Below are 20,385 nucleotides of genomic sequence, written 5' to 3' on the forward strand. Positions count from 1 at the left end.
ACCGAATTCTTGAGGTCATGTCATGTTCCGATTTTGACTTCGTTAGACCTGGGCTTCAACCAGAGCCCCACTTCAAGAGGTCGTTGAAATGCTCGTGGCGGTGCACTCGCTGGCCGGGAGATTCAGCACAAGGTCTGCATCGACTGGAGTTCCACGGAGCCATCTTGTGAACTGGTGGAGCATTAATCCGGCAGCAATGTTTGCGGTATAAATTGCGCTGCGGGAGGTGCAGGCGCCAATCTGAGCTTCAACCTGTGGGAACAACGTGGTGGCGTAATGGTTTCGGGAACTCTGCTCCACGGCGGTCAGCACCCGCATGACTTCTCCGAGCATTCTGCCGTCGCACCAGAACCGACTGGTCTCTTTCACCGACTTCCAGATGGAGGCCCGACTGCTGATTGAGTCCACGCAACTGAAGATCGCTTCTCCAGTTTTGTATGTGGGTCGATAGCGGTCGGGGATCGTTTCGATTTGAATCGCGGGATCGATGCGTTGGAGAAATTCAGCGGTGGCATCGACTTTCAAGCGGCCCAAATCCTCGCGAAGATAAGCCTGCGTGGTGATATTTCGTGGTTCCACGAGGTCATGGTCCATCAACTGGATCTGCCGGACGCCGAGGGAGGCCAGTTGAATCGCGACCTGCCGTCCGATGGCTCCGACGCCGATGATCGTGACGGCGAGGTCTTTCAGCTTTTCGTGAGGAACGAGTTTCCGCTGATGCTCGAATCTGTCTGTGTCGTTCATTTCAATGCTTTCGGTTGAGGAGTGTTGACAAGCAGATGGGGACATGTCCACAGACGCCCGATCAGAAGAGGTCGTGAACTGCTTCTCTGTTTTGAGGTTCAGCGAACAGGTTGAAGAACTCAGCATCGAGATCAGGTTCCGGATCAGAAAGGAGCTGTCTTCCGGAGTGAGAGCGTGATTTCCTTGGCCAGGATTCGGCATGGATATTGGCAATGTATTCTTCCTTCCAGGCGGTGTGGTCGCTCTCGGCAAACGGCTTTGAGAAATCGACTTCCACAGTCATGGGGAGCGACGCGGAGCCAGCCTTCCATTGGAGCTCGGCGAAGGTGTTTCCGCTTCGAGAAATGATGAACATCACCGCCCAACTGCAACTGCCGAAGACCCGCTCAAATGTCTCGTAATCTGTTGGGCTGGGTTCGGGAGAACTTCCCGGATGGGCGTGGATCCAAATCCGACCGAGATCGATCTGGTCCTCGAAAAAATCCGCGACAGCGACATCGTCAAATGAAACGAACACCTCGGTGCAGCGTTGCCGGACCAGTTGAACGTCGTGCACGAACAGCAGGTCATCCGGTGCTGAGATTCCGAATCCGCCGACTTCAGTCGGCCCCAGGTCACGCAGGAACAAGAGCTTCGCCCAGGCAGTCGGGCTGAACCGGAGTGTGGGCCGTCTCTGTGGTCGTTTGCGGCGAGGTCGTCGTAACTGGCGGCGGTTCTGAAACTGTTTCTTCGTGAGCAATTTCTTCATCATCGTTCTCCTGAGAATCTTCGTGGCAGGTGGGGCACAGGTCGCCGTTCAGGCAACCTGTGCAGATCGAGTCTTGGCAGGACTCACAACGGCTCAGGCAGTGATCACAGGTCGTGCATTGGCACGATTCGCAGGTGGAGCTGCATTCATTGCAGAGCGTGTCATCACAGCAGGTGCAGCAGTTCGTGCAGCGGTCACAGAGTCGGGAGCGGCAGCGATCGCAGGTGTATTCGTCGTCTTCCGAAACCGTGTTGCCACAATCGGAGCATGGCGAGCCATGCCAATCGGAGAGCCGGCAATAGGCGGAGCCGGAGTTGTAAGTCCGGAGGATCTGGGCCACGAGGAGAAAGAATTCTCCCAAACGCCCCTGTTCCAATGCCCGGGCGATCGCGTAGCGGCCCTCGCCTTCGCAGAGGGTGTCGCTCTGCACGTGCGGGTGCGCGACGTCGTCGCAGCATCCCGGGCGACACGGATCGAGAGCAATGACTTGATACGGCTGATAACAGCCGAGTCGACCCAGAGAAAGCCGGATTTCGAACGGGCCGAGGTCAATCTCTTCCAGAATGATGCGTTCCGTCCGGACGTGGAGAATCTTGGCAGGCCAGTCGAGTTCAACATGATCGAATTCGTCCTGGACGGATTGCAGTTCCTCGAACAACAGTCGCAACGTTGGCGATTCCTGTCGTTGCTCCAGACGTTCCAGATCTTCGGCCTGATGCAGGCTGTCTTTCGCCAGTCGACGCAGTGATTGGGCGAGTTGTTGACGAAGATGGGTTTGAGCAGCGCGATAGCGGCATTGAGAGGCCAGCTGCCAGCGATGCTGCAGTTGTTGGATTCGATACCAGCTCTCCTCCGGCAGGGTAGATTGATCCGGTGGACGAGTCTGGACCCGTTGATACTGCTGCTCCAGGTATTTTGCCGCTCGCATCCAAGGACGGCGGCAAAGAGAGAAGTTCATGTTTAAAACTCCAGAAAGTTAAAGAGCCGAGCCCCTCGTTAAAGAACAAGGGGCTCGGCGTGGTCATCAAATGAGGTTCATTACCGGCGGCGGAATCGACGTCTGTGCTGGGAATGCGGATTCGGACGGATGCTTCCGCTGTGAACCGAAATCGCAGCCATCGCAATCGCCACGAGTGCAAAGATTCCCCACGACTCCGTCACAGTCCCGCACAGAGTGGCGATGATCAGAATTCTGGTTGCATAGATGCTGTTGAGCCGCTGACGGGCTCCCATGAGCGTTCCTTCGGAGGAGAGGACAGAGGTGACGGATCAGGGACATGAGAGTAAAAGGATTGGTCAATGTCGTTCATGACCTCTGTCCTCTCGCCCCTGATCCCTGCCCGCAGGGCACCCTCGATCTTCGTCGGCGTGACGCTGACCCGGTCGCCCGGTTGCAGCACGTAATCCGATGTGGTCGGCTGCCGGTTGACCCGGATCAGGTAATCGGCGGGACTGCCGTGGGAGACACGTTGCTCAAACAGTTGAGCGACGGTGGTCCCTTCGGGGATGTCGATCTGGTCAGCGAACCCGGCGCCCAGGTTGTTCAAAAAGAGAATCTTCATCAGTGGTCCTGTGTTTCAAAGAAATGGGATAAGGAATCGATCTGTGAGGGTGGCCCGTATGTCAGGCCACCTGATTCCTCAAAATTTTTTGCTAATAATCCTCAGGCAGTAACACGGTTGTGGCGGAGCGATCGGCTTCGGTGATGATCCAAAATTTCGTACCACTGGCTGTCTGATAAACGGACAGCAGACGCTCTCCGTGCCGGAGAGCGTCCTCATTGGCCACGGCATCTTCCGGATCGCAGTCACCCCAGTCACCAGCCAGATGACGGCGAAGGGCTGTCTGCACATCAGCCTGACTGAGTTGTTCCTGAGCGTTCGTTGTGATCAGGATCTGCCCAAGGGAAAATTTCGGGATGGTTCTGGCATCGGAAATCATGGTTCCTCATGGAGGTCAAGTGGTTAACGGTGTTTGGAACAGGGAGGCTTGCGGGAGGAGTCGTTTCCGTGGCCCAGCAGGAGCTGCAGGAACGTCGTCAGGGCCCAGGCCGCTCCCAGCCAGGCCAGCAGAACCGGCCAGCCGAACACGAAGGCACAGCCGAGGCAGACGATTCCCCAGAAGCTGAGGTACCGGTGGCAAAACGCCTTCGCCCGCCGCTCCCGCTCATGGCAATGAGACATGTCATCTCGATCGGGGCGATCCCCGGCGAGTGGAAACCGGAATGGGGATATTGCCGCGCCGCTCGAAGTCGTCCCAATCGATCATTTGCGGAACGAGCTGATCGGGTTCAGGGTCGAACCGGACTTCACGGGGATTGGCGATTGAGAACCCGCGACGGCGGATTTCGCACAGGGATTCGCCGGTGGCACAGGCGATGGCGGAATCAAGATCGAGTGGAGTCATTTGTTTACTCCTTCAAAAAGAAGAAAGCACGCCACCCCACTACAGGGCGGTCGTGCTGAAAACACACAGCCGCCCCGCACCTGCGGAGCGACGATTACGATACGATCCATTCCGGACACGCTCGAGTGTCCTGCTCACTGCCGACGGTCTGCCGCATGGCCAGCAGACCCAAAACAAAAGCGGCCAGCGGCCCTGAAATGAGGACCGCCAGCCGCTTGTTCAAAAATTCGCGAAATTCAAAGATCACTCAGGTAAGTCAAATCCTTTCACGACGCCGATCCCAAACGCTTGGGCCGTCCTGGGAACGCCACTCACAAACAGTTCTCCCGTTTGCGGGAGATATCGCGGAGCACGAACCATGAATGAGATTGCCGCATTCTCGATCAGGGCCGGATCTGAAAAAGGCTGGTCGATGCTGGCCCGTTTCAATCGATACAGGTTCGGTTTGCTTGTGGACTTTCCACCGGTCTCCAGCACGGCCAGCAGTTTCAAGCCGTCTGCGGAGATCCAGGGCCAGGTCAGTTGGCCGCCCAGTTTGTGCTCCACGGAGGAGGCCAGCAGAGGTTTGGGACTGGTCCAGGCCGACGTGCGGCTGGTTCGACGGCAGCTGACCAGTTCGCTGGTCTCTTTCGAAGTCCGGAAACAGAGCGTCAAACCGTCTTCCGTGAGAAACAACCCACGGGGATAGTCGATCGCACTCAGTTCCCGGATTTCCAACGACTTGCCGAACGGCGCGGTCGATGCCTGGCGCGTCGCGACATGCAGCGTCCGTGTCTTCTTGCCGGGAGCGATCTGCAAAAAGACCAGTTCCAGTCCATCTCCGGACAGTGCTGGATGGCGACCGGGAAACAGTAGCTGGGGATTCTCAAAAGAGACTTTCGTACTGTTCCGCTGGGCCATCATCAGCAGCGGTTCTCCTTCTCCTTGTGCTTCGTAGCAGATCGTCAGGCCATCAGCGGTGAGTGTCGCGAACGAACCGTTGAGATCATCCAATCGAACCAGTTCGGCTGCTTGCGGATCACCCATACCTGTCGCCTGAATAGAAGTGACCACGGCAAGTTCCGTGTTGTAGATCACGGTCGCCTTCTGACCTTTTTGCAGACTTTCAAAGGTTCCTGGTTCACCATTGATGGTGATCTTGGCCTTCTTGCTGACATCGAGCGTGGACTGTGTTTTTCCTAACGCGGCCTGATACGACAGTTCCACCGAACCAGCGGCGAGATTCACGGAAACAATCTCCGCTTCTACGGTCTCGGTCTGAGCACAAGCCACAGAACCGGAAACCAGCATCAGCAGGGAAAAGACAAAGCAAAATGGGGAATGCAAACGAAACAAGGTCATGAGGTTCTCCTGAGAGTTGGATTTGAAACAAGGCAAAGGCATCCGCAGGCGTACAGTGGAGGGGAACTCACCGAGATCCCGGTGACTTCAGTCTTCAATTGCTTATTGCTGAAGAGCGATGGTCGGTATTGCGGAATCAGATTCGTGAAGAGCCTTGTCACGTTCGCTTGAAACAGGGCGTTTTCCACCGCGTGTTGTGTTCGCACGATGTTCTGGTGGTGGACCGGTTCCTGTTCCAGGCTGCGGGGGAATATCTCCTGCAACACTTTCTCTGCTCCGTATTCCCCGAAGGGAGAGTGACCGCCGATGTCCTGCACGGAAGAGACCTCGACATGCACGGTCCCGGATGGACAGTCATTGCGGATCTCCAGTCCCAACTCCGTCGGAATGAACCACCCGGAGTTGACGTGCTGATTGACAATCACCGGCATCGCCAGGCGAACCGGTGCGGCGGCGGGAGTAGCGGTAGGCCAATATCCGACCAGCAACAGACTGCCTGCAATCAGGAGAAGGAAGTTGGAACTCATCCGCATGAAAGGCCCTTGGTGCTGGGGAAACAGTTGGCACACCAGCCTTCATCGCCGCTGCGCATGGTCATCAAAACGAAATGATACTTATCGTCCGTAGAGTGATACCAATAGTCAACAGTCCAATGCTCGTATGGCCAAGCGAGCAGACATTCTGGAGCGGTTCGGAGAGCGGGTACGCGAATTGCGGAAGGAGCAAGGCTATTCCCAGGAAGCCTTTGCCGCCGCCTGTGGGCTAGACCGCACGTACATCGGCGGGATCGAACGAGGTGAGCGCAATCTGGCGCTGCGGAATCTCGACGTCATCGCTCAAACGCTGGGAATCACGCTCTCGGAGTTAATGGAAGGACTGTGAGAGGAAGAGGTCAGAGATCAGGGGACAGAGGTGAGAAGGACTGTCGCGAGGCGACCATTATTGAGTAATCTCTCCACATTCAGGGCCCGTTCGAACGTCAGTAGTTCCTGGCTCGTCATGGTCGCTCCAACTCCCTCACAGCAGAGATATCTCAGTTCCACGGTCTGCAATAGTTCTCGTAATTGCTCCACTTCATCGGCTTCCAACTCCCCCTCCAATGGCTCTTCAAAATAGGGTCGCGCCACGTCCGGGGCATGCGCACTCAGCTCTTCATCAAAGAACTGCAGCGCCGCCCGGATGATCGCGAGATGTCGCTTCGCCAGCAATGTGGGCTCCTTTCAGATCAGTGAAACCTGGGACCGATCGCCGATCCCAAAACAAGAATAGCCTTGCAAAGACTGGACGAAACCAGTCTTCACAAGGCATGACACGCAAAAATTCACCCTCCCGATAGTTATGTGAGAGCACTCATCTTATATGCCACGTTTTTTGAAGAGATTTAGCTGATATGGCACAGATAGGTGCTGGCTTCGGATGGCATGAACTGGTTTCACAACCCCTTAATGACGGTGTCCAGACAGGCTAAGAACGTGTTTGAAAATTAGGATTTCATCCTTGCGAGTCGCTTGCCCACGAGGTTGGTCATGGCGATGTACGTGACCGCTTCGCTCGATTCGGGCGTGCGCTCATAATCTCTGGAGTGGCGGCGATATCTCGCCAGCCAGGCGAAGGTCCGCTCCACGATCCACCGCTTGGGCAACACGACAAACTTCTTGATCCCCACCGGCCGCAGCACCACTTGCAAGACCCAGCCGAATGTTTCCCGGACCCATTCTGGCAGTTCCTTCCGGCCATACGCTGAGTCGGCAAACAGGACCTTCAAACGGGGACAAACACGCCGAAGTTTCATCAGCACAAAGCAGGCTCCATCCTGATCCTACCAGTAGGCTCCATGCACGACAAGAGCCATGATCAACCCTAGCGTGTCCACGGCAATGTGCCGCTTCCGGCCAGTGATTTGCTTGGCTCCATCGTATCCACGTTCGAGCCCACCTTCTGCTGTTCTGACCGACTGACTGTCGAGAATGGCGACGCTGGGTCGTTTCTTCTTTCCCACAGCCTGCCGGACCTGTTCTCGGAGTCGGTCGTGAATGGTCTCCCAGAGGCCGCTGCGAACCCAGCTTCGAAAAATGCCATAGACAGTACTCCAGCAGGGGAAATCGGCAGGCAGCATCCGCCACTGGCAGCCAGTTCGAACGACATACAAAATGGCGTCGAGAACCCAGCGCCGATCGATGCGGGGACGCCCTCGTCGAGATGGCTTGGGGAGGTATCGACGAATCAATTGCCATTGCTCATCCGAGAGATTGCTGGAATAATTGGTCCTTAACACGGCTGCGGCTCCTTCCTTGGATTGCCAAGATGTTCACAAAGGAGCCGTAGCCGTTTCTCTCATTCAAGGCAATTTCAAAACACGTTCTAAGTGGACGAAGCCCTCGAACAGTTCGGCGTCGTACTCCCATCGGGTAATCAAGCGTCGACAGTTCTGTAGTCAGCTGAAGGTTCGCTCGATTCGGTAGCGTCGTTCGTAGCACCTGAGCGACCGGCGATCCTGCAGGCGGGGTCTGGTCCGTTTTTCCCGGTGCAGGCAGATGAGTTCGATTCCACGAGCCTGAAAATACACACGCAACCAGTCCGCACCGGCAGCCTTATCGTAGAGCAGGCCTCGGGGCTGGCCATGCGGAGGACACTGATCGATCAACGTTTCGATCGTGGTCACTTGGCTGTGATTGGTAGAAGTGGGAAACTCCACGTGAGTGCGGTCCCTTTTAGATCAGTGATCATCAGGATGCGGATCCCGTTTCCATGATGGCAACGTCAAACGTCGTCGTCCCCTTGTCTGCTCGTGCAAAAGAGCCATCGCCGATCGCATCTACCCGATCGATGCCGCGTCGCTGCAGCAACTTGCTAAGCAATCGATCCCATGCGGCTCGAAAGATTCCGTTGCGTAACCAGTCGCAATGCCGCCTCCAGCTAGTGGCTGGCGAGGGGGATCGTTCTGGCCCTTTCAAAATGACAGGGTTTTCCAACGCGCTCCTGTCATCAGTACTCGGAGAATCCCTTCCAGGCACTCGCGGGAGGAACTCCAAGGCCGTCCGCCGAGCGGACCCACAGGAGGTTCCGGAAACAGGTCCGCGATCAGAAACCATTGTGTTTCCGAGAGAAAGGGTTTGGGGGCCGTCTAAATTGGACTGCAGGAAGATAAATCCGATCCAGATGGGGCGACGGAGGCTTCATTCCAGCTGAGTCCTCAGTCGCCACCGTCCAGAATAGAGCGTGCTTTACCAAGTTGTGAGTGCGGCTCGTTTCCAGGTATTGGCGGCCACACAGACATAGACGTAATCACCGTCCCAGCAAATGTCTCCTTGGTTCCCAGTTGCCGATGCGCTCGCCGGTGTTTTCGCCGTTCGCAGGCGGACCGTGTCACCATCGACATCAAGACTGGCAGTTGGATCCGACGTCATGTTGACCCCCACGCGGGGTCCCAGGCATCGCAGTGAGTCAATTCGCGTGGCCTGTCCCGTCGGAATGGTCTGGATTCTCAGGCGTGTCCCCATTGCGGATGGGGAAAAGTTCTCTGTCGCTTCCGCGACGATGCTCGCAGTTCCCGCGTTGCTGGAGCCGTTGTACGGCTGCCAGGCGAATGCCCCCAGCATTGTTCCCATTGTGACGGCCGCCGGTGCGGCCTGAGTGCCTCGGTATTTTCGGTGAACGAACGCTGCGTTGGACGCGGCGTCGCTTCGGAAATGCTCCATCATGATCGACGGAGAATTGGAAACATTATTGTTTCTGGAGATGATCGATCCGGCAGAAGTGAAATTGACTTTGTCGGCCCCATTGATCGCCAGTCCCAAAGTGTTTGCATCGACTTGATAAAATCCCTGTGCCAGCGGTCCCACCTGCAGCCCGGGAGCCGCTGCGCTTCCAGCCTGAGTTTGGACTGGGCTATTAAAGGTGGCCCCCTCGAATTGAGCAACACCATTGACCTGCAGGTTTCCCGCCACCTGCACGCCCTCTGTTGTCTCCTGCGGGATCAGTTCCAGAACGGTCGCCGTACGTTTGAGAATCGATTTCCAGACCGCTGCCCCCGCACTGCTACTGATGCAGGTCCAGAATACTTGCGTCGATGTATTCAGCCACTGATCCCCCGGAGAGAAGCCTTTGGACGAATCATCATTGGTACCTGGATTGTTCGAGGCTTGGTAGGGAGCGCGATCAGCCAACTCCTTAAAATTATCGGTGAGTGCGATACCGCCATCACCTGTGGCGTCGGTCACGACATCAAGTCCCTTATAATCTGTCAGTGTCGCCATGAAATCCACTCCTGAAAGAGAAAGGAAAAGGTCATCTCAAATACGATTTGTCTATTGGTGGCTACTGAACAAGTAACGTCAGAAATCACGGTTACCTTTAGAAACGAAGCACATCGTCAGGCTACGAGTAGTGCATTAGCCTTGCAACATCTGGAGAGGCACGATCGCCCGAATCGCTAAATTAATTGATAGAAGATATAAATGGTGTCGAGGCTGCTACTTTGCAACCATTGTCCCGTCGCAGAGTCGATTGTGGACTTAAGTGTAGTGGCTCGAGTCGTTTCCGCGGATGAGCAAGCCACGGACGCCTGAGCCGAGTGGCGTCACGAATAAATAATGGGGCCTTCTGGCCCCCCTTATTTGGCGCTGGTGAAAGAGGATTCCCACTCTCTTCGAGCGGTATTTAATGCCATACGCTGGCTGCTACGGACAGGTGCTCAGTGGCGTTTCATGCCCCATGAGTTCCCCCCTTGGCCGGTGGTCTACCACCAGGTGTGCCGTTGGCTGAACACGGGGTTCTTCGAGCACATCGCCCATGACCTCCCAGAGGACGCTCGCGTGGCTCAAGGGCGGGAGCAACCACGCGTGCCACGACGTGGATAGGCTTAGAGGCTATCCGAGAAGGTTGTTTGCGATGCAAGTCTGTATTTGAACGGTGGCTGTGTGCTTTTAGGTTCCAGGCGTTTGCGCATCTAGTGAATGCAGCTGAGCTGGATCAGGGCCTCACTCGATGACGTTGTGCGTTCGTAGTCTTTGCTCAATCGCCGGGACCGCCCCGGCCAGGCAAAAGTTCGTTCCACCACCCAGCGTTTGGGAAGCAGAATGAATACCTGTTGCCCTGGTGGACGACTCACGATCTCCAGTCGCCACGGTAAGTCAGGTTGTTGCAACTTCCAGTGATGCAGAGCGTGGTTGTGGTACTTGCTGTCCGCCCAGATTACTTCCAGTCGGGGGAACTCGCTCTGATTCAATTGGCTGAGCACCTGGGGAGCGGCCTTCGCGTCATCCACCGCTGCACTGGTGACCACGATGGCCAGCAGCAACCTCAGCGTGTCGACAGCCAGATTTCGCTTACGGCCCGTGATTTTCTTGGCTCCGTCGAAGCCTCGCACGCCACCTCGTTCGGTTGTTTTCACGGTCTGGGCATCGATGCTGCCCGCACTGGGAGTTGGATTCCGCTGCTGAGCCACCGACTCCCGCACCCCTTCCCGCAAGACATCCACCATCAGTTTCCAGGTGCCGTTATCCCTCCAGGTGGATAAGTATTCAAAGACGCTGCTGCGGGGAGGCAGTTTGCGGGAAGCATGTCCCATTGGCAACCACTGCGTTCCAGGTACAGCAACGCGTTAATCACTTCCCGCATGTCCGCACCCCGAGGACGACCACCGGGTTTGGCGGGAGCGATGATCAGTGAAATCAAGTCCCATTGAGCATCCGAAAGATCACTGGGATAGAGCTTGCGTGCCAGCATGTGCGTTCGTTTGCGGATCAACCAGACGAGTCATCCATGGACAGGCAATAATATCCTCGCAAACAGAGATTTACTGCAAGATCACTTCTCGGATAGACTCTTAGACTTGCGACCAGTGAAGGGGTCGACCTGCTGGTGTTGCGGACTGCTCTCGGAGATGAATCTGTTAGACTCGACAACTTCGACGTTCCGGCTGGGACGAGTTGCGGACTGCTCTCGGGGATGGATCTGTTAGACTAGAACAAGAACGTTTCCACCGGAATCCAGGGTTGCGGACTGCTCTCGGGGATGGATCTGTTAGACTGCAAGCCCATCGCGGTGTACATGCAGAATGGTTGCGGACTGCTCTCGGGGATGGATCTGTTAGACTGGATGACGTACACGTCCCTGGAAGGATGTAGTTGCGGACTGCTCTCGGGGATGGATCTGTTAGACTTTTGCCGGCATTGAATTTGATGAATTGCCTGTTGCGGACTGCTCTCGGGGATGGATCTGTTAGACTGTTTGCAATGAAACTGCAAGATCTCCACTCGTTGCGGACTGCTCTCGGGGATGGATCTGTTAGACTCGATCGACTCGACTAACTTACGATCTGACAGTTGCGGACTGCTCTCGGGGATGGATCTGTTAGACTCGAGCGGCCATTCAGAGCCTTGTGATTTGTGTTGCGGACTGCTCTCGGGGATGGATCTGTTAGACTATCCGTTTTCAAGAAGCCACAGCCGCGAAAGTTGCGGACTGCTCTCGGGGATGGATCTGTTAGACTTGAAGTCCATGAGTTTGTCCATCAGCTTGTGTTGCGGACTGCTCTCGGGGATGGATCTGTTAGACTCTGCAGGTTGGTTTTTAGAAGTGGTCTTTGTTGCGGACTGCTCTCGGGGATGGATCTGTTAGACTACCGTGTCGCCATCGGTCACACCGACAACGGTTGCGGACTGCTCTCGGGGATGGATCTGTTAGACTCCAGTCTCCGGTCATTGCAGAAGAGCCACGGTTGCGGACTGCTCTCGGGGATGGATCTGTTAGACTGGTTCGAGCCCGCTATCCTCCACTGACTTAGTTGCGGACTGCTCTCGGGGATGGATCTGTTAGACTATGATGCTCAACGTACAACTCGTCGGCGTTGTTGCGGACTGCTCTCGGGGATGGATCTGTTAGACTTTTGTTCGTCGTTCGGGACTACAACAACAAGTTGCGGACTGCTCTCGGGGATGGATCTGTTAGACTCGTTTCTCCGGTCTCAATTCGAGACCTGTTGTTGCGGACTGCTCTCGGGGATGGATCTGTTAGACTGCGGCAGACGGTTATTCCCGGAGTTTCGTGTTGCGGACTGCTCTCGGGGATGGATCTGTTAGACTATCTTTCGATTTCAATCTTCAGCTAAGGGCGTTGCGGACTGCTCTCGGGGATGGATCTGTTAGACTCACTCACGTAATGATTGGCCTGCATTTGCAGTTGCGGACTGCTCTCGGGGATGGATCTGTTAGACTAAATTGCCCCTGTAAGCTCTTCGTTCTGCTGTTGCGGACTGCTCTCGGGGATGGATCTGTTAGACTTAGGCATTGTCTTTACCTGCCTCTTTCTTCGTTGCGGACTGCTCTCGGGGATGGATCTGTTAGACTGGTTCCCTCGTTCACTATCCTCCCCCTGCTGTTGCGGACTGCTCTCGGGGATGGATCTGTTAGACTTTTCAACGAATGCGTAGACGGAGCTGTCGGTTGCGGACTGCTCTCGGGGATGGATCTGTTAGACTGCCGGGTAATAGCTCAACAGAACCAATCGGTTGCGGACTGCTCTCGGGGATGGATCTGTTAGACTAACGCTCATCTTCAATGCGACTCCCAACTGGTTGCGGACTGCTCTCGGGGATGGATCTGTTAGACTGTGCCTCCTCGTTTACCGTTGCAACGCTTCGTTGCGGACTGCTCTCGGGGATGGATCTGTTAGACTTGGATTTTCATTGAGGACGGACCGCCTTAGTTGCGGACTGCTCTCGGGGATGGATCTGTTAGACTAACGCTCATCTTCAATGCGACTCCCAACTGGTTGCGGACTGCTCTCGGGGATGGATCTGTTAGACTAGTTGAAGTTTACGGAAAAACATGGGTTGTGTTGCGGACTGCTCTCGGGGATGGATCTGTTAGACTGGATGTCAAGTTCATCACCAACGCCCGCTAGTTGCGGACTGCTCTCGGGGATGGATCTGTTAGACTCCCGCTGAATGGGTACACGAATCCAGTTCCGTTGCGGACTGCTCTCGGGGATGGATCTGTTAGACTAACCCCGGTCATTATGTCCCTGATGACCTAGTTGCGGACTGCTCTCGGGGATGGATCTGTTAGACTGCGAACCGTCGCCCAACAATACGCCGCCGTGTTGCGGACTGCTCTCGGGGATGGATCTGTTAGACTGATGGCTTTGGGGATCTGCACTGCGGACCTGTTGCGGACTGCTCTCGGGGATGGATCTGTTAGACTACCACTGATCCAATTATGATGATTGCCACTGTTGCGGACTGCTCTCGGGGATGGATCTGTTAGACTCCAAAGTCAATCCGATAAACGATCGTCATGTTGCGGACTGCTCTCGGGGATGGATCTGTTAGACTGCTTCAGCCATGCGACTCTCTCTTTCATTGGTTGCGGACTGCTCTCGGGGATGGATCTGTTAGACTGGCTTACTCTTGTCGTCGGGGTGCATTGCTGTTGCGGACTGCTCTCGGGGATGGATCTGTTAGACTTAGTTCGTTTGTCGCAAGCAAAAACGCTTAGTTGCGGACTGCTCTCGGGGATGGATCTGTTAGACTGAGTGATTACGTCAATCCTGATTGGATTGGGTTGCGGACTGCTCTCGGGGATGGATCTGTTAGACTCTGTTTTGGATTATGCTGAAAAACACGATAGGTTGCGGACTGCTCTCGGGGATGGATCTGTTAGACTAGTCGTGTTGCAAGTTGAGTGGTGATCGAGCGTTGCGGCCGATTATTGCTCAGAAAAGCGTAAGCTGAGTTGGTGTTTTTTCGCATGGTTGACGAGTTTTTCCCCAGAAGATTCGCATTTTTTCGAACTGCCGATCGGTAACCGCCAGCATTCGCACCTCTCCATCCGGAGGAAGTTGACGTTCGACACGACGGTAGTGAACATCCGCCGCCTCTTCGCTGATGCAGTGTCGACCGTAGACGGAATACTGAATTTGGCGGAATCCGTCCTTCAACAAAAATTGACGGAATCTCGCATAATGTTTGCGAGCCCGTTTGGTGTCTGTCGGAAGGTCAAACATTGTGACTAGCCACATGCTGCGATAGTTGCTGATTTGCATCGAACTGGAACCGATAGCTGTTTGGCGTCTTTGTCCATGATTGAGACGAACGAAACGACATAGCGCTGTAGTGCAATTGACAGTGGTCCCGTAACATCTCCTGTTCGAACTTCTTTAGTCAGCAAGCCGAGGAGTTCGGCCTTCACTGCCGGTGTAATCTCGGACTCGCCTGAAAACACGAGATTGCGAACGAGCTGGTCAACGATTGGTCGTACCGGTTCAATCAGGTCGTCAGCGAGGCAAAATGCGTTGCTACGGTTCGAATGCTGAACACCTAAAGCGGGATTCAGCCCGGCAGAGACAATGGAACGAGCCAGCGCAGCACGAAGAATGGCGTAACCGTAGTTCAGCATCGCATTAATGCCATTTCCATCCGGATCGCGGCGGAATGGATGGCGCTCCTCGGCGGCCTGAGGCGATTCCATCAGCCAGGCGGACCAATAGAAGCGGGCAGCAAGCGCTTCTCGATTGTCAGGATCGCCTGACCGGACTCTCGCGGCGAGTTGCTTCAAACGGCGTTCAGTCGGGGAGTCTGGTGTCAAATTTTCCGCCTGCGCAAGAATCTTGGCGCGAACGATTTGCTGCCAAACACGCTTCTTCGTTGGAGCGGTCATTGCGATCTGCAGCCGGAGACGCGACACAACTTCCGTATGCTCCCCGACAGGTAGGAGCATTCCGCAGGGAAGATGATTGCGACCGCAGATCACTAGAACCGCATCTTGCTCAGCGAGTTCGACGAGTGCCGAGTGTGTATAGGTCGTTTGAGGATGTTCAACGACTACAACGCCGAGATCCTCACTGGGAAAACTCGCAATGACCGAACCTTCGCGTTTCAGCAACAGTTGACGTTGTTTCGCTGATAAATGTGCAGGCTCCTGCGAAATCTCGATTGTTCGCTTGATCATGGAGACGCCTTGATATTGTGTTCTGCGCCTCCCTGCAAGCGAATGTTCACTCAAGCTTTCAGCAAGGAATTAGCTAAGTCAAGCGAGAATCGTCAATCCTCAAGAAGTTTTTGAACCTGTCCCAAGGGACTGATACTCACTTTGAAAGGGAATTCAGATCCTTCTGGTGCGAGGTTTTTCAAGTTTGATGCGGCGACTCCGATTTCACGCCGCTTCGAATCTGGTAAGACAATTCCGTTTTCATCCTTTTCCCCCTTCGCTCGACGTGCATCCCAATGGTGCATGAAATAAATCGTTCGCGACTTGTCGAGTTTAAAAACGACGAAGTAATCTGCCTGACCCGTCTCTTCATTCTTCATAAAGACCGTTTCGCCAGCGGCCAGCGACATGATGAATCGCCCCTGCTCTGAGTCATCAGAGCGATTGACTGCACTTTGCTTTTTCTGGCGAACACGCTGGGCCGCCTCATGCATTGAAACAACCGTGCCAGACCATCTCCCTTTGGAATCTTCCCTGATTTCGATGTGATGATTGTTTCCGCCCACGTAGGCCCTGTCGGCGCGAGAGCGTTCGTGAGGCTGTAATTCTCCGTCTTTGCCTGTATCACGCACCCACTTTCCTTGTTCACTGTCCCAGCGTTTGCGATGAACAATGACCGGATCAGACATGGTGCGTAACAGCTTCACCCGTTTGATGGGAACACCGCTGGCCTGACGGATGGCTCCTGCTGCAACAGCCTGCAAAAGTTCCTTGTCGGTGAATTCGTCCGGATTGAGGAGATACTGCTTCCGGATCTTTCCATCACGGTCTTTCTCCGTGTATTCGAAGGCCGCGAGGCACGCTCTGATTTGCCGCCGCAGATCGAGATCACGCACTAAACCGCTTTTTCCAGGGGATGGGTCGATTAATGGAGCCACAAACTCCGGAGACTCAACCAGTGCTTTGGCGACCATCTTGGCATCTCGGATTGTCTTGGCGTTCCCATTTTGAACGAGTTCCTCTGCAAGCCGCTTCACAGAATCCGCCTTCTTCTCGGGTTCTGGCAGTCGCAAATGTGCCGGTGAGAGACCGACTACAGCCTTTCGGCCGAGATAGATGTTCTCCATCCCTGGCACAGGCCCAAAGAGTGTATCTTCATGAAATTTGCCAAGGATTTTGCGTCCTACAGGGCGATGAGAGACGACGATCGAAGTGACCGCCGATGCTTTCTTCGCGGACTGTGATGACGACACTTCATATTCACTGAAGATCTGAGACATGACCTGATGTCTGAATGACTTGATGTCGCCCCAAGGTGGGGGAAGGGGCTTGCGGTCATCGGGCTTTCGTTCACGTTTCCCTTCTTTAACCTCCTGAGCAAACTTCGCCTGCTGTTGCTGATGGTGAGCCAGATCTTGAATCCGAGTTCGGATCAGCCCGTCTTCTTCAAGATGGGTCTCGTTCACAGGGATGCCGGTGAAGGCAATCGCGACAGCATCGACCGCGTGTTCGCGATGGTCACCTCGATTTTTCAAAGAGGCCTGCTGCACTTCATCTGTGGGCGATTCGCTTGGCTTGATCAGTTTTTGGAACAGCTGCCAGTCTTTTCTGAGCTGATGAGTATACGAGCCAATGGTGACAAAGATCCGCCGTTTGCCACCTTCGAGGTGCGACCTTTCGGTGGGCCACAGAGCCGATTGCAAATAAGACTGCACCTGTCGAGCGGCATAGGCGGTATCAGTGAGTTGACTTCCTCGCCATTCCTGTGGCTGGTCTTCTCGCGAAAAGTTCTGCCATTTTGCGGCGTAGTCCTTCCTCGTGAAGAACTCTTGCGGGTCTCCCTTGGCCGGTTCGTGGTTCTCCATGAAAGCCATTGGGCGACTTTTCTGATCAAACTCTTCGCCCCACCACTGACGCGGGGTCAGTCTTCCTTTATTCCGGTTGGCCTCTCTCCTGCATAAGACTCGGTTACTCCAGGCATTACTTCCCCCCAATGCCCGAGGGACAATGTGGTCGATCTCCAGTCCCGTGCCGCGCGCTGCCATCAACGGTGTAATCAGGCCATGTTGATCGCCGCTATAGGCACACATTCCTTTCTGCTGGATTGCCAGAATGACACGGTCGATTGCTGCTTGCAGTTGATTATGGCTGAGAGTGTGGAAAGAGGATCCGAATTCTGGCTGGATGTACTTCTCAATAATTTGCTTGCGAATTCGCTCGCGCTTGCGATTAAGCGCGAGCATCCAGTCGGCTTGCTTCTTGGACTTTTTCGCCTCACGTGCGAACTCGATCACAATTCGATCCGGCTTCTTTCCTTTGTGGGCTCGCATGTGAGCGATGACATGCCGGCGAACTTCATGAATGGCTTTTCGAACTACGGGATTACTGAGCATCGGAGCAGGGGGCAATTCATTCTTGTGCTTCAGCATGTAATGGCGATCCGCCTTTGTGAGCGTTTTTGCTCCTAAACGGTATCGTTTTCTCTGATCGTCCGTTGCCGAATTCTGTTGGTCATCGGCGAACATTTCACGGGCTTCGATCTGCGTGGGCCAGCGATGTTTCACAGGATTGAAACCGGACTCCTTAAGCCATTTCCAGCGAATTATCTTTCCTGATTTTCTATCGAGACCACAGAACGCAGTGCACAAGTAGGGCAGAAGATTCACGAGTGCCGTCCGAGAAAGATTCACTCTCCGTTCCATTTTGGGGCGAGCCTTCCATGCTGAGACAAGCTGATCCGCCACTGAAGAGTTCAGTCCCATCCGAACTGCAATTGCATGCAGGCGTTCGGCGTCTTCCAAAATCGCAGGATCACACTTCAGCAGGGCTTTGTTGAGTCCTTCCTTCTTGTTCTCAGGCCATTGGTCCCATTCCGCTTCTCCGATCGCTCCGATCACAATTTCACGGTGAAACCAGTCAGTATTGATTTCTCGGTCATCGCCTCCGTCGAAGTTCAATACTGGCCAGAACCGTGCGGGAATTTCGGACTTTTTGAGTGTCTTCGTATCAATCCCCAGCACCTGCTTGAGCGTTGCGATCGACACTGTTTTCTGAGATTGCAATCGGGCGATAACCTTGTCACGCTCGTCCGGGAGCAGACAGCGGGCAAACCCGTTTTCTGGAAAACGGATGCGCAGATTATTGACTGTTTCGATCACTCGATAATACGAAGCGTGGCGATCTGCAATCGGGGCGCAGCGATCCGTCGGCTCCAGATCACAGCGACCTAGAGTGTTTATGTTCCAGTAAGTTAGGCGTTGCCCGAAGATCGCTCCCTGATGCCGCCATTTGGAATCACGAGTTGGATTATCCAGCGAGATTCTCAATGCCTGCTGCTGATCGACCGTCAGTGAGCCCAGTGCCCCGTCACGTTGGATTTGGCGCTCCCAAAGCTGCTCGAATTCATCCCGGATCATGGATCGGTCTGCATGAAACTCGAACTGGTCTGCGCGGTTCCGAATCGGATCTTCGTAAAGAGAAACTCCACCCTGCGCACTCGTTTTTGGTGACCCATCCGGATTGGTGAGGAGGTGCCGTCGTTTATCTCGCAAGTCGGCGACGAAGCGACCAAACGTTACAGACTGGCTATCCATGACCGTGCGACAAAGGATCTTGAGTTCGTCGCAGACATCTTCATAGTTACGACGAAGATCTTTCTTCTCTGGTGCACCCTCGGCTTCAGGAGTCGATTCCTTGCCTGCCGTGCGGGACATCTGTTTCTGGAGCGACTCAATCTCCTGTTTCAATTCTTGAGCAAGTTTTTGGTGTTCGGTGGTTCCATATTGCTCCATCATCGTGAGGTGGAGACGCGACATGGCTTGCTTGACTTTGCCTTCGGAATCGAGATCGGCGTCGAAGCCCACCGCTCCCCGCCGCTGCATCAGATGAATGAGCACGCGACCAAACTCGTGAGCGGTGAGTGGTGCGGACAGTCCACGTCGTCGCAACTCCCAGGGATCACTCTGGAAGAGCATCTGCAACTCAATGTTTGTGGCTGGCAGGAGACCGGCATTTGTCAAGATCCGACGGGCGATTCGCTTGCGATTGGAACGCCTGGCGAGATTGCGACGCAGCGAACGTTTGGCTCGCCGGTCCTGATTTCTCGGGGCTCCTCGTTTGTCGTCGGCTTCGTCGACACCCGCAGGAAACACGCTGACACCCGCGACGATCTCCTGCTTCTTAGTGTCGACCCAGGCACTGCCAACCGAGTTGGAACCGATATCAAGTCCAAGCGCAATCATCTGGCACCCCGCGCAGGAGCCCGAACATTTGTCGCCGAGCAGAAGGTACTCAGCAAGAAAACAAACGAAAGCGTGGCCCGCTCTTTGTTTAATTAATTCATTCAACTGAAGGGGAGTATCCCATCTTATGCTGGTGATTTTCTCATGCAGGTTCAGTTGACAGTATCGAGTGGAAACGTTTTGCCAAACCAGTTATCATGAAAAAGGGCCGGGACGTTGGTTTTGGACACCAACCCGAAAAGACTTTGGACATCGTCTCAACGTGACCTACCGGTCTGGCCACGCTCCCGGCGCTCCCCGTTTTCGATTCTGCAATTTGAATAGGGGGTAGTGAGCCCCGTTCTATGTTGAATCCGGCCGGGCTCTTCCAGACCGAACTCGATTTTATTTTGTAGTTGCAGTTTAGTCAAGCATGTCGTATAAAATCGATGTCGTGAGTGTTTGCCTTATCATTGGCTCTGAAAACGGATTTTATAGTTGCGGACTGCGAGCAGAAATGAAGATCTGGGAAACGTGAGTAATCGCGATGTCTGACTTGAAATGATCTTCCATGAAGGTTACTTTCATATCCAGTCTAACAGATCCGTTCCCGCGAGTTCTTCGCAACAAGACAGGCTCTTGCAAAAGAGACTGATCGTAGGCACTGATCAACAACCACCGTAGCCCGCATGACCTGCGGCCTACGGTTTTTTAATGCGCTAAGCATCATTAGGCTTGACTTCTCACTCTTCTGGTCTGTCGCTGTGACACCTCCGGTAATCTTGAGGTCCACGACCAGACAGCGAGTTGCCCTAGCGACTCCCGATCGAGCCAGAGAAAGCGACCTTCATGCGGCATTCTCTCATTGGGCACTGAATAATACCGGCTGAATCCGGTAGGTTCGGGAGAATTGTGAGCTACGGACTGAAGTCTGTCACTAACGATGGTGTCACTTGGAAATAGTCGCCTCCATCCATGGGCCCAGTTCTCTCCGGAA

The 20,385-nt window shown here is 54.5% G+C and carries 16 protein-coding genes, 3 pseudogenes and 1 CRISPR repeat array; of the genes and pseudogenes, 4 read left to right on the plus strand and 15 right to left on the minus strand.

Annotated features, from left to right (window positions below):
- Nucleotides 1-72: 72 nt before the first annotated feature.
- Together SH527x_RS20075 and SH527x_RS20080 are read right to left on the minus strand one after the other, a co-directional pair.
- Nucleotides 73-744 (minus strand): ThiF family adenylyltransferase, encoded by a 672-nt coding sequence (locus SH527x_RS20075; protein WP_437192472.1) that lies wholly within the window; start codon nucleotides 742-744, stop codon nucleotides 73-75.
- 61 nt (nucleotides 745-805) lie between these two features.
- Nucleotides 806-1,495, minus strand: a complete 690-nt coding sequence (locus SH527x_RS20080; protein ID WP_437192473.1) for a hypothetical protein — start codon at nucleotides 1,493-1,495, stop codon at nucleotides 806-808.
- Here SH527x_RS20080 and SH527x_RS20085 point away from each other — a divergent pair.
- The gene (locus tag SH527x_RS20085; RefSeq protein WP_437192474.1) at nucleotides 1,476-2,240 is read left to right on the plus strand and encodes a hypothetical protein; all 765 of its coding nucleotides are present in this window, start codon (nucleotides 1,476-1,478) and stop codon (nucleotides 2,238-2,240) included. The two genes, SH527x_RS20080 and SH527x_RS20085, sit on opposite strands and share 20 nt — an antisense overlap.
- Before the next feature lie 436 nt (nucleotides 2,241-2,676).
- Here SH527x_RS20085 and SH527x_RS20090 read toward each other — a convergent pair whose 3' ends face one another.
- Entirely contained in the window at nucleotides 2,677-3,054 is a 378-nt protein-coding gene (locus tag SH527x_RS20090; protein WP_437192475.1) for a MoaD/ThiS family protein, read from the minus strand.
- 91 nt (nucleotides 3,055-3,145) lie between these two features.
- Nucleotides 3,146-3,433, minus strand: a complete 288-nt coding sequence (locus SH527x_RS20095) for a hypothetical protein (RefSeq protein ID WP_437192476.1) — start codon at nucleotides 3,431-3,433, stop codon at nucleotides 3,146-3,148.
- 68 nt (nucleotides 3,434-3,501) lie between these two features.
- Between SH527x_RS20095 and SH527x_RS20100 the strand changes: the two genes are divergently transcribed.
- Nucleotides 3,502-3,957: a hypothetical protein gene (locus SH527x_RS20100; RefSeq protein ID WP_437192477.1), complete on the plus strand. Its 456-nt coding sequence runs from the start codon at nucleotides 3,502-3,504 to the stop codon at nucleotides 3,955-3,957.
- A 184-nt stretch (nucleotides 3,958-4,141) separates the two neighbouring features.
- Here SH527x_RS20100 and SH527x_RS20105 read toward each other — a convergent pair whose 3' ends face one another.
- Both SH527x_RS20105 and SH527x_RS20110 read right to left on the minus strand, forming a co-directional pair.
- A complete protein-coding gene (locus SH527x_RS20105) occupies nucleotides 4,142-5,239 on the minus strand; it encodes a hypothetical protein (RefSeq protein WP_437192478.1) in 1,098 nt (365 codons plus the stop codon).
- Complete coding sequence (locus SH527x_RS20110) at nucleotides 5,236-5,772, minus strand: hypothetical protein (RefSeq protein WP_437192479.1); 537 nt, start codon at nucleotides 5,770-5,772, stop codon at nucleotides 5,236-5,238. The genes SH527x_RS20105 and SH527x_RS20110 overlap by 4 nt, the downstream gene beginning before the upstream one ends.
- Before the next feature lie 127 nt (nucleotides 5,773-5,899).
- On the opposite strand from SH527x_RS20110, the gene SH527x_RS20115 reads away from it, so the two are divergent.
- Nucleotides 5,900-6,121, plus strand: a complete 222-nt coding sequence (locus tag SH527x_RS20115) for a helix-turn-helix domain-containing protein (protein WP_437192480.1) — start codon at nucleotides 5,900-5,902, stop codon at nucleotides 6,119-6,121.
- Between the two features lie 17 nt (nucleotides 6,122-6,138).
- Here SH527x_RS20115 and SH527x_RS20120 read toward each other — a convergent pair whose 3' ends face one another.
- The 5 genes and pseudogenes from SH527x_RS20120 to SH527x_RS20140 all read right to left on the minus strand — a co-directional run bounded on the left by SH527x_RS20120 (nucleotide 6,139) and on the right by SH527x_RS20140 (nucleotide 9,495).
- A complete protein-coding gene (locus tag SH527x_RS20120; protein WP_437192481.1) occupies nucleotides 6,139-6,447 on the minus strand; it encodes a hypothetical protein in 309 nt (102 codons plus the stop codon).
- A gap of 275 nt (nucleotides 6,448-6,722) precedes the next feature.
- A pseudogene (locus tag SH527x_RS20125) lies at nucleotides 6,723-7,514 on the minus strand (IS5 family transposase).
- Between the two features lie 159 nt (nucleotides 7,515-7,673).
- Nucleotides 7,674-7,901 (minus strand): hypothetical protein, encoded by a 228-nt coding sequence (locus tag SH527x_RS20130; RefSeq protein ID WP_437192482.1) that lies wholly within the window; start codon nucleotides 7,899-7,901, stop codon nucleotides 7,674-7,676.
- Between the two features lie 288 nt (nucleotides 7,902-8,189).
- Nucleotides 8,190-8,333: pseudogene (locus SH527x_RS20135) on the minus strand (transposase); the annotation flags it as partial.
- A 130-nt stretch (nucleotides 8,334-8,463) separates the two neighbouring features.
- The gene (locus tag SH527x_RS20140) at nucleotides 8,464-9,495 is read right to left on the minus strand and encodes a hypothetical protein (protein ID WP_437192483.1); all 1,032 of its coding nucleotides are present in this window, start codon (nucleotides 9,493-9,495) and stop codon (nucleotides 8,464-8,466) included.
- Nucleotides 9,496-9,831: 336 nt separating this feature from the next.
- Here SH527x_RS20140 and SH527x_RS20145 point away from each other — a divergent pair, with 336 nt between their 5' ends.
- Nucleotides 9,832-10,098, plus strand: coding sequence for a transposase (locus SH527x_RS20145; RefSeq protein ID WP_437192484.1), 267 nt, complete (start codon nucleotides 9,832-9,834; stop codon nucleotides 10,096-10,098).
- Between the two features lie 2 nt (nucleotides 10,099-10,100).
- On the opposite strand, the pseudogene SH527x_RS20150 reads toward SH527x_RS20145, so the two are convergent.
- The 4 genes and pseudogenes from SH527x_RS20150 to cas9 form a co-directional block, all read right to left on the minus strand.
- Nucleotides 10,101-10,966, minus strand: a pseudogene (locus SH527x_RS20150) (IS5 family transposase).
- A 137-nt stretch (nucleotides 10,967-11,103) separates the two neighbouring features.
- Nucleotides 11,104-13,905: a CRISPR direct-repeat array (repeat unit 36 nt; unit sequence GTTGCGGACTGCTCTCGGGGATGGATCTGTTAGACT).
- 49 nt (nucleotides 13,906-13,954) lie between these two features.
- Entirely contained in the window at nucleotides 13,955-14,260 is a 306-nt protein-coding gene (gene cas2 / locus SH527x_RS20155; protein ID WP_437192485.1) for a CRISPR-associated endonuclease Cas2, read from the minus strand.
- Nucleotides 14,251-15,189, minus strand: coding sequence for a type II CRISPR-associated endonuclease Cas1 (cas1, locus tag SH527x_RS20160; protein ID WP_437192486.1), 939 nt, complete (start codon nucleotides 15,187-15,189; stop codon nucleotides 14,251-14,253). The genes cas2 and cas1 overlap by 10 nt, the downstream gene beginning before the upstream one ends.
- Before the next feature lie 92 nt (nucleotides 15,190-15,281).
- Nucleotides 15,282-19,409, minus strand: a complete 4,128-nt coding sequence (cas9, locus tag SH527x_RS20165) for a type II CRISPR RNA-guided endonuclease Cas9 (RefSeq protein ID WP_437192487.1) — start codon at nucleotides 19,407-19,409, stop codon at nucleotides 15,282-15,284.
- Nucleotides 19,410-20,385 lie beyond the last annotated feature (976 nt).

This window comes from Planctomicrobium limosum (assembly GCF_051465645.1).
Lineage (GTDB): Bacteria > Planctomycetota > Planctomycetia > Planctomycetales > Planctomycetaceae > Planctomicrobium.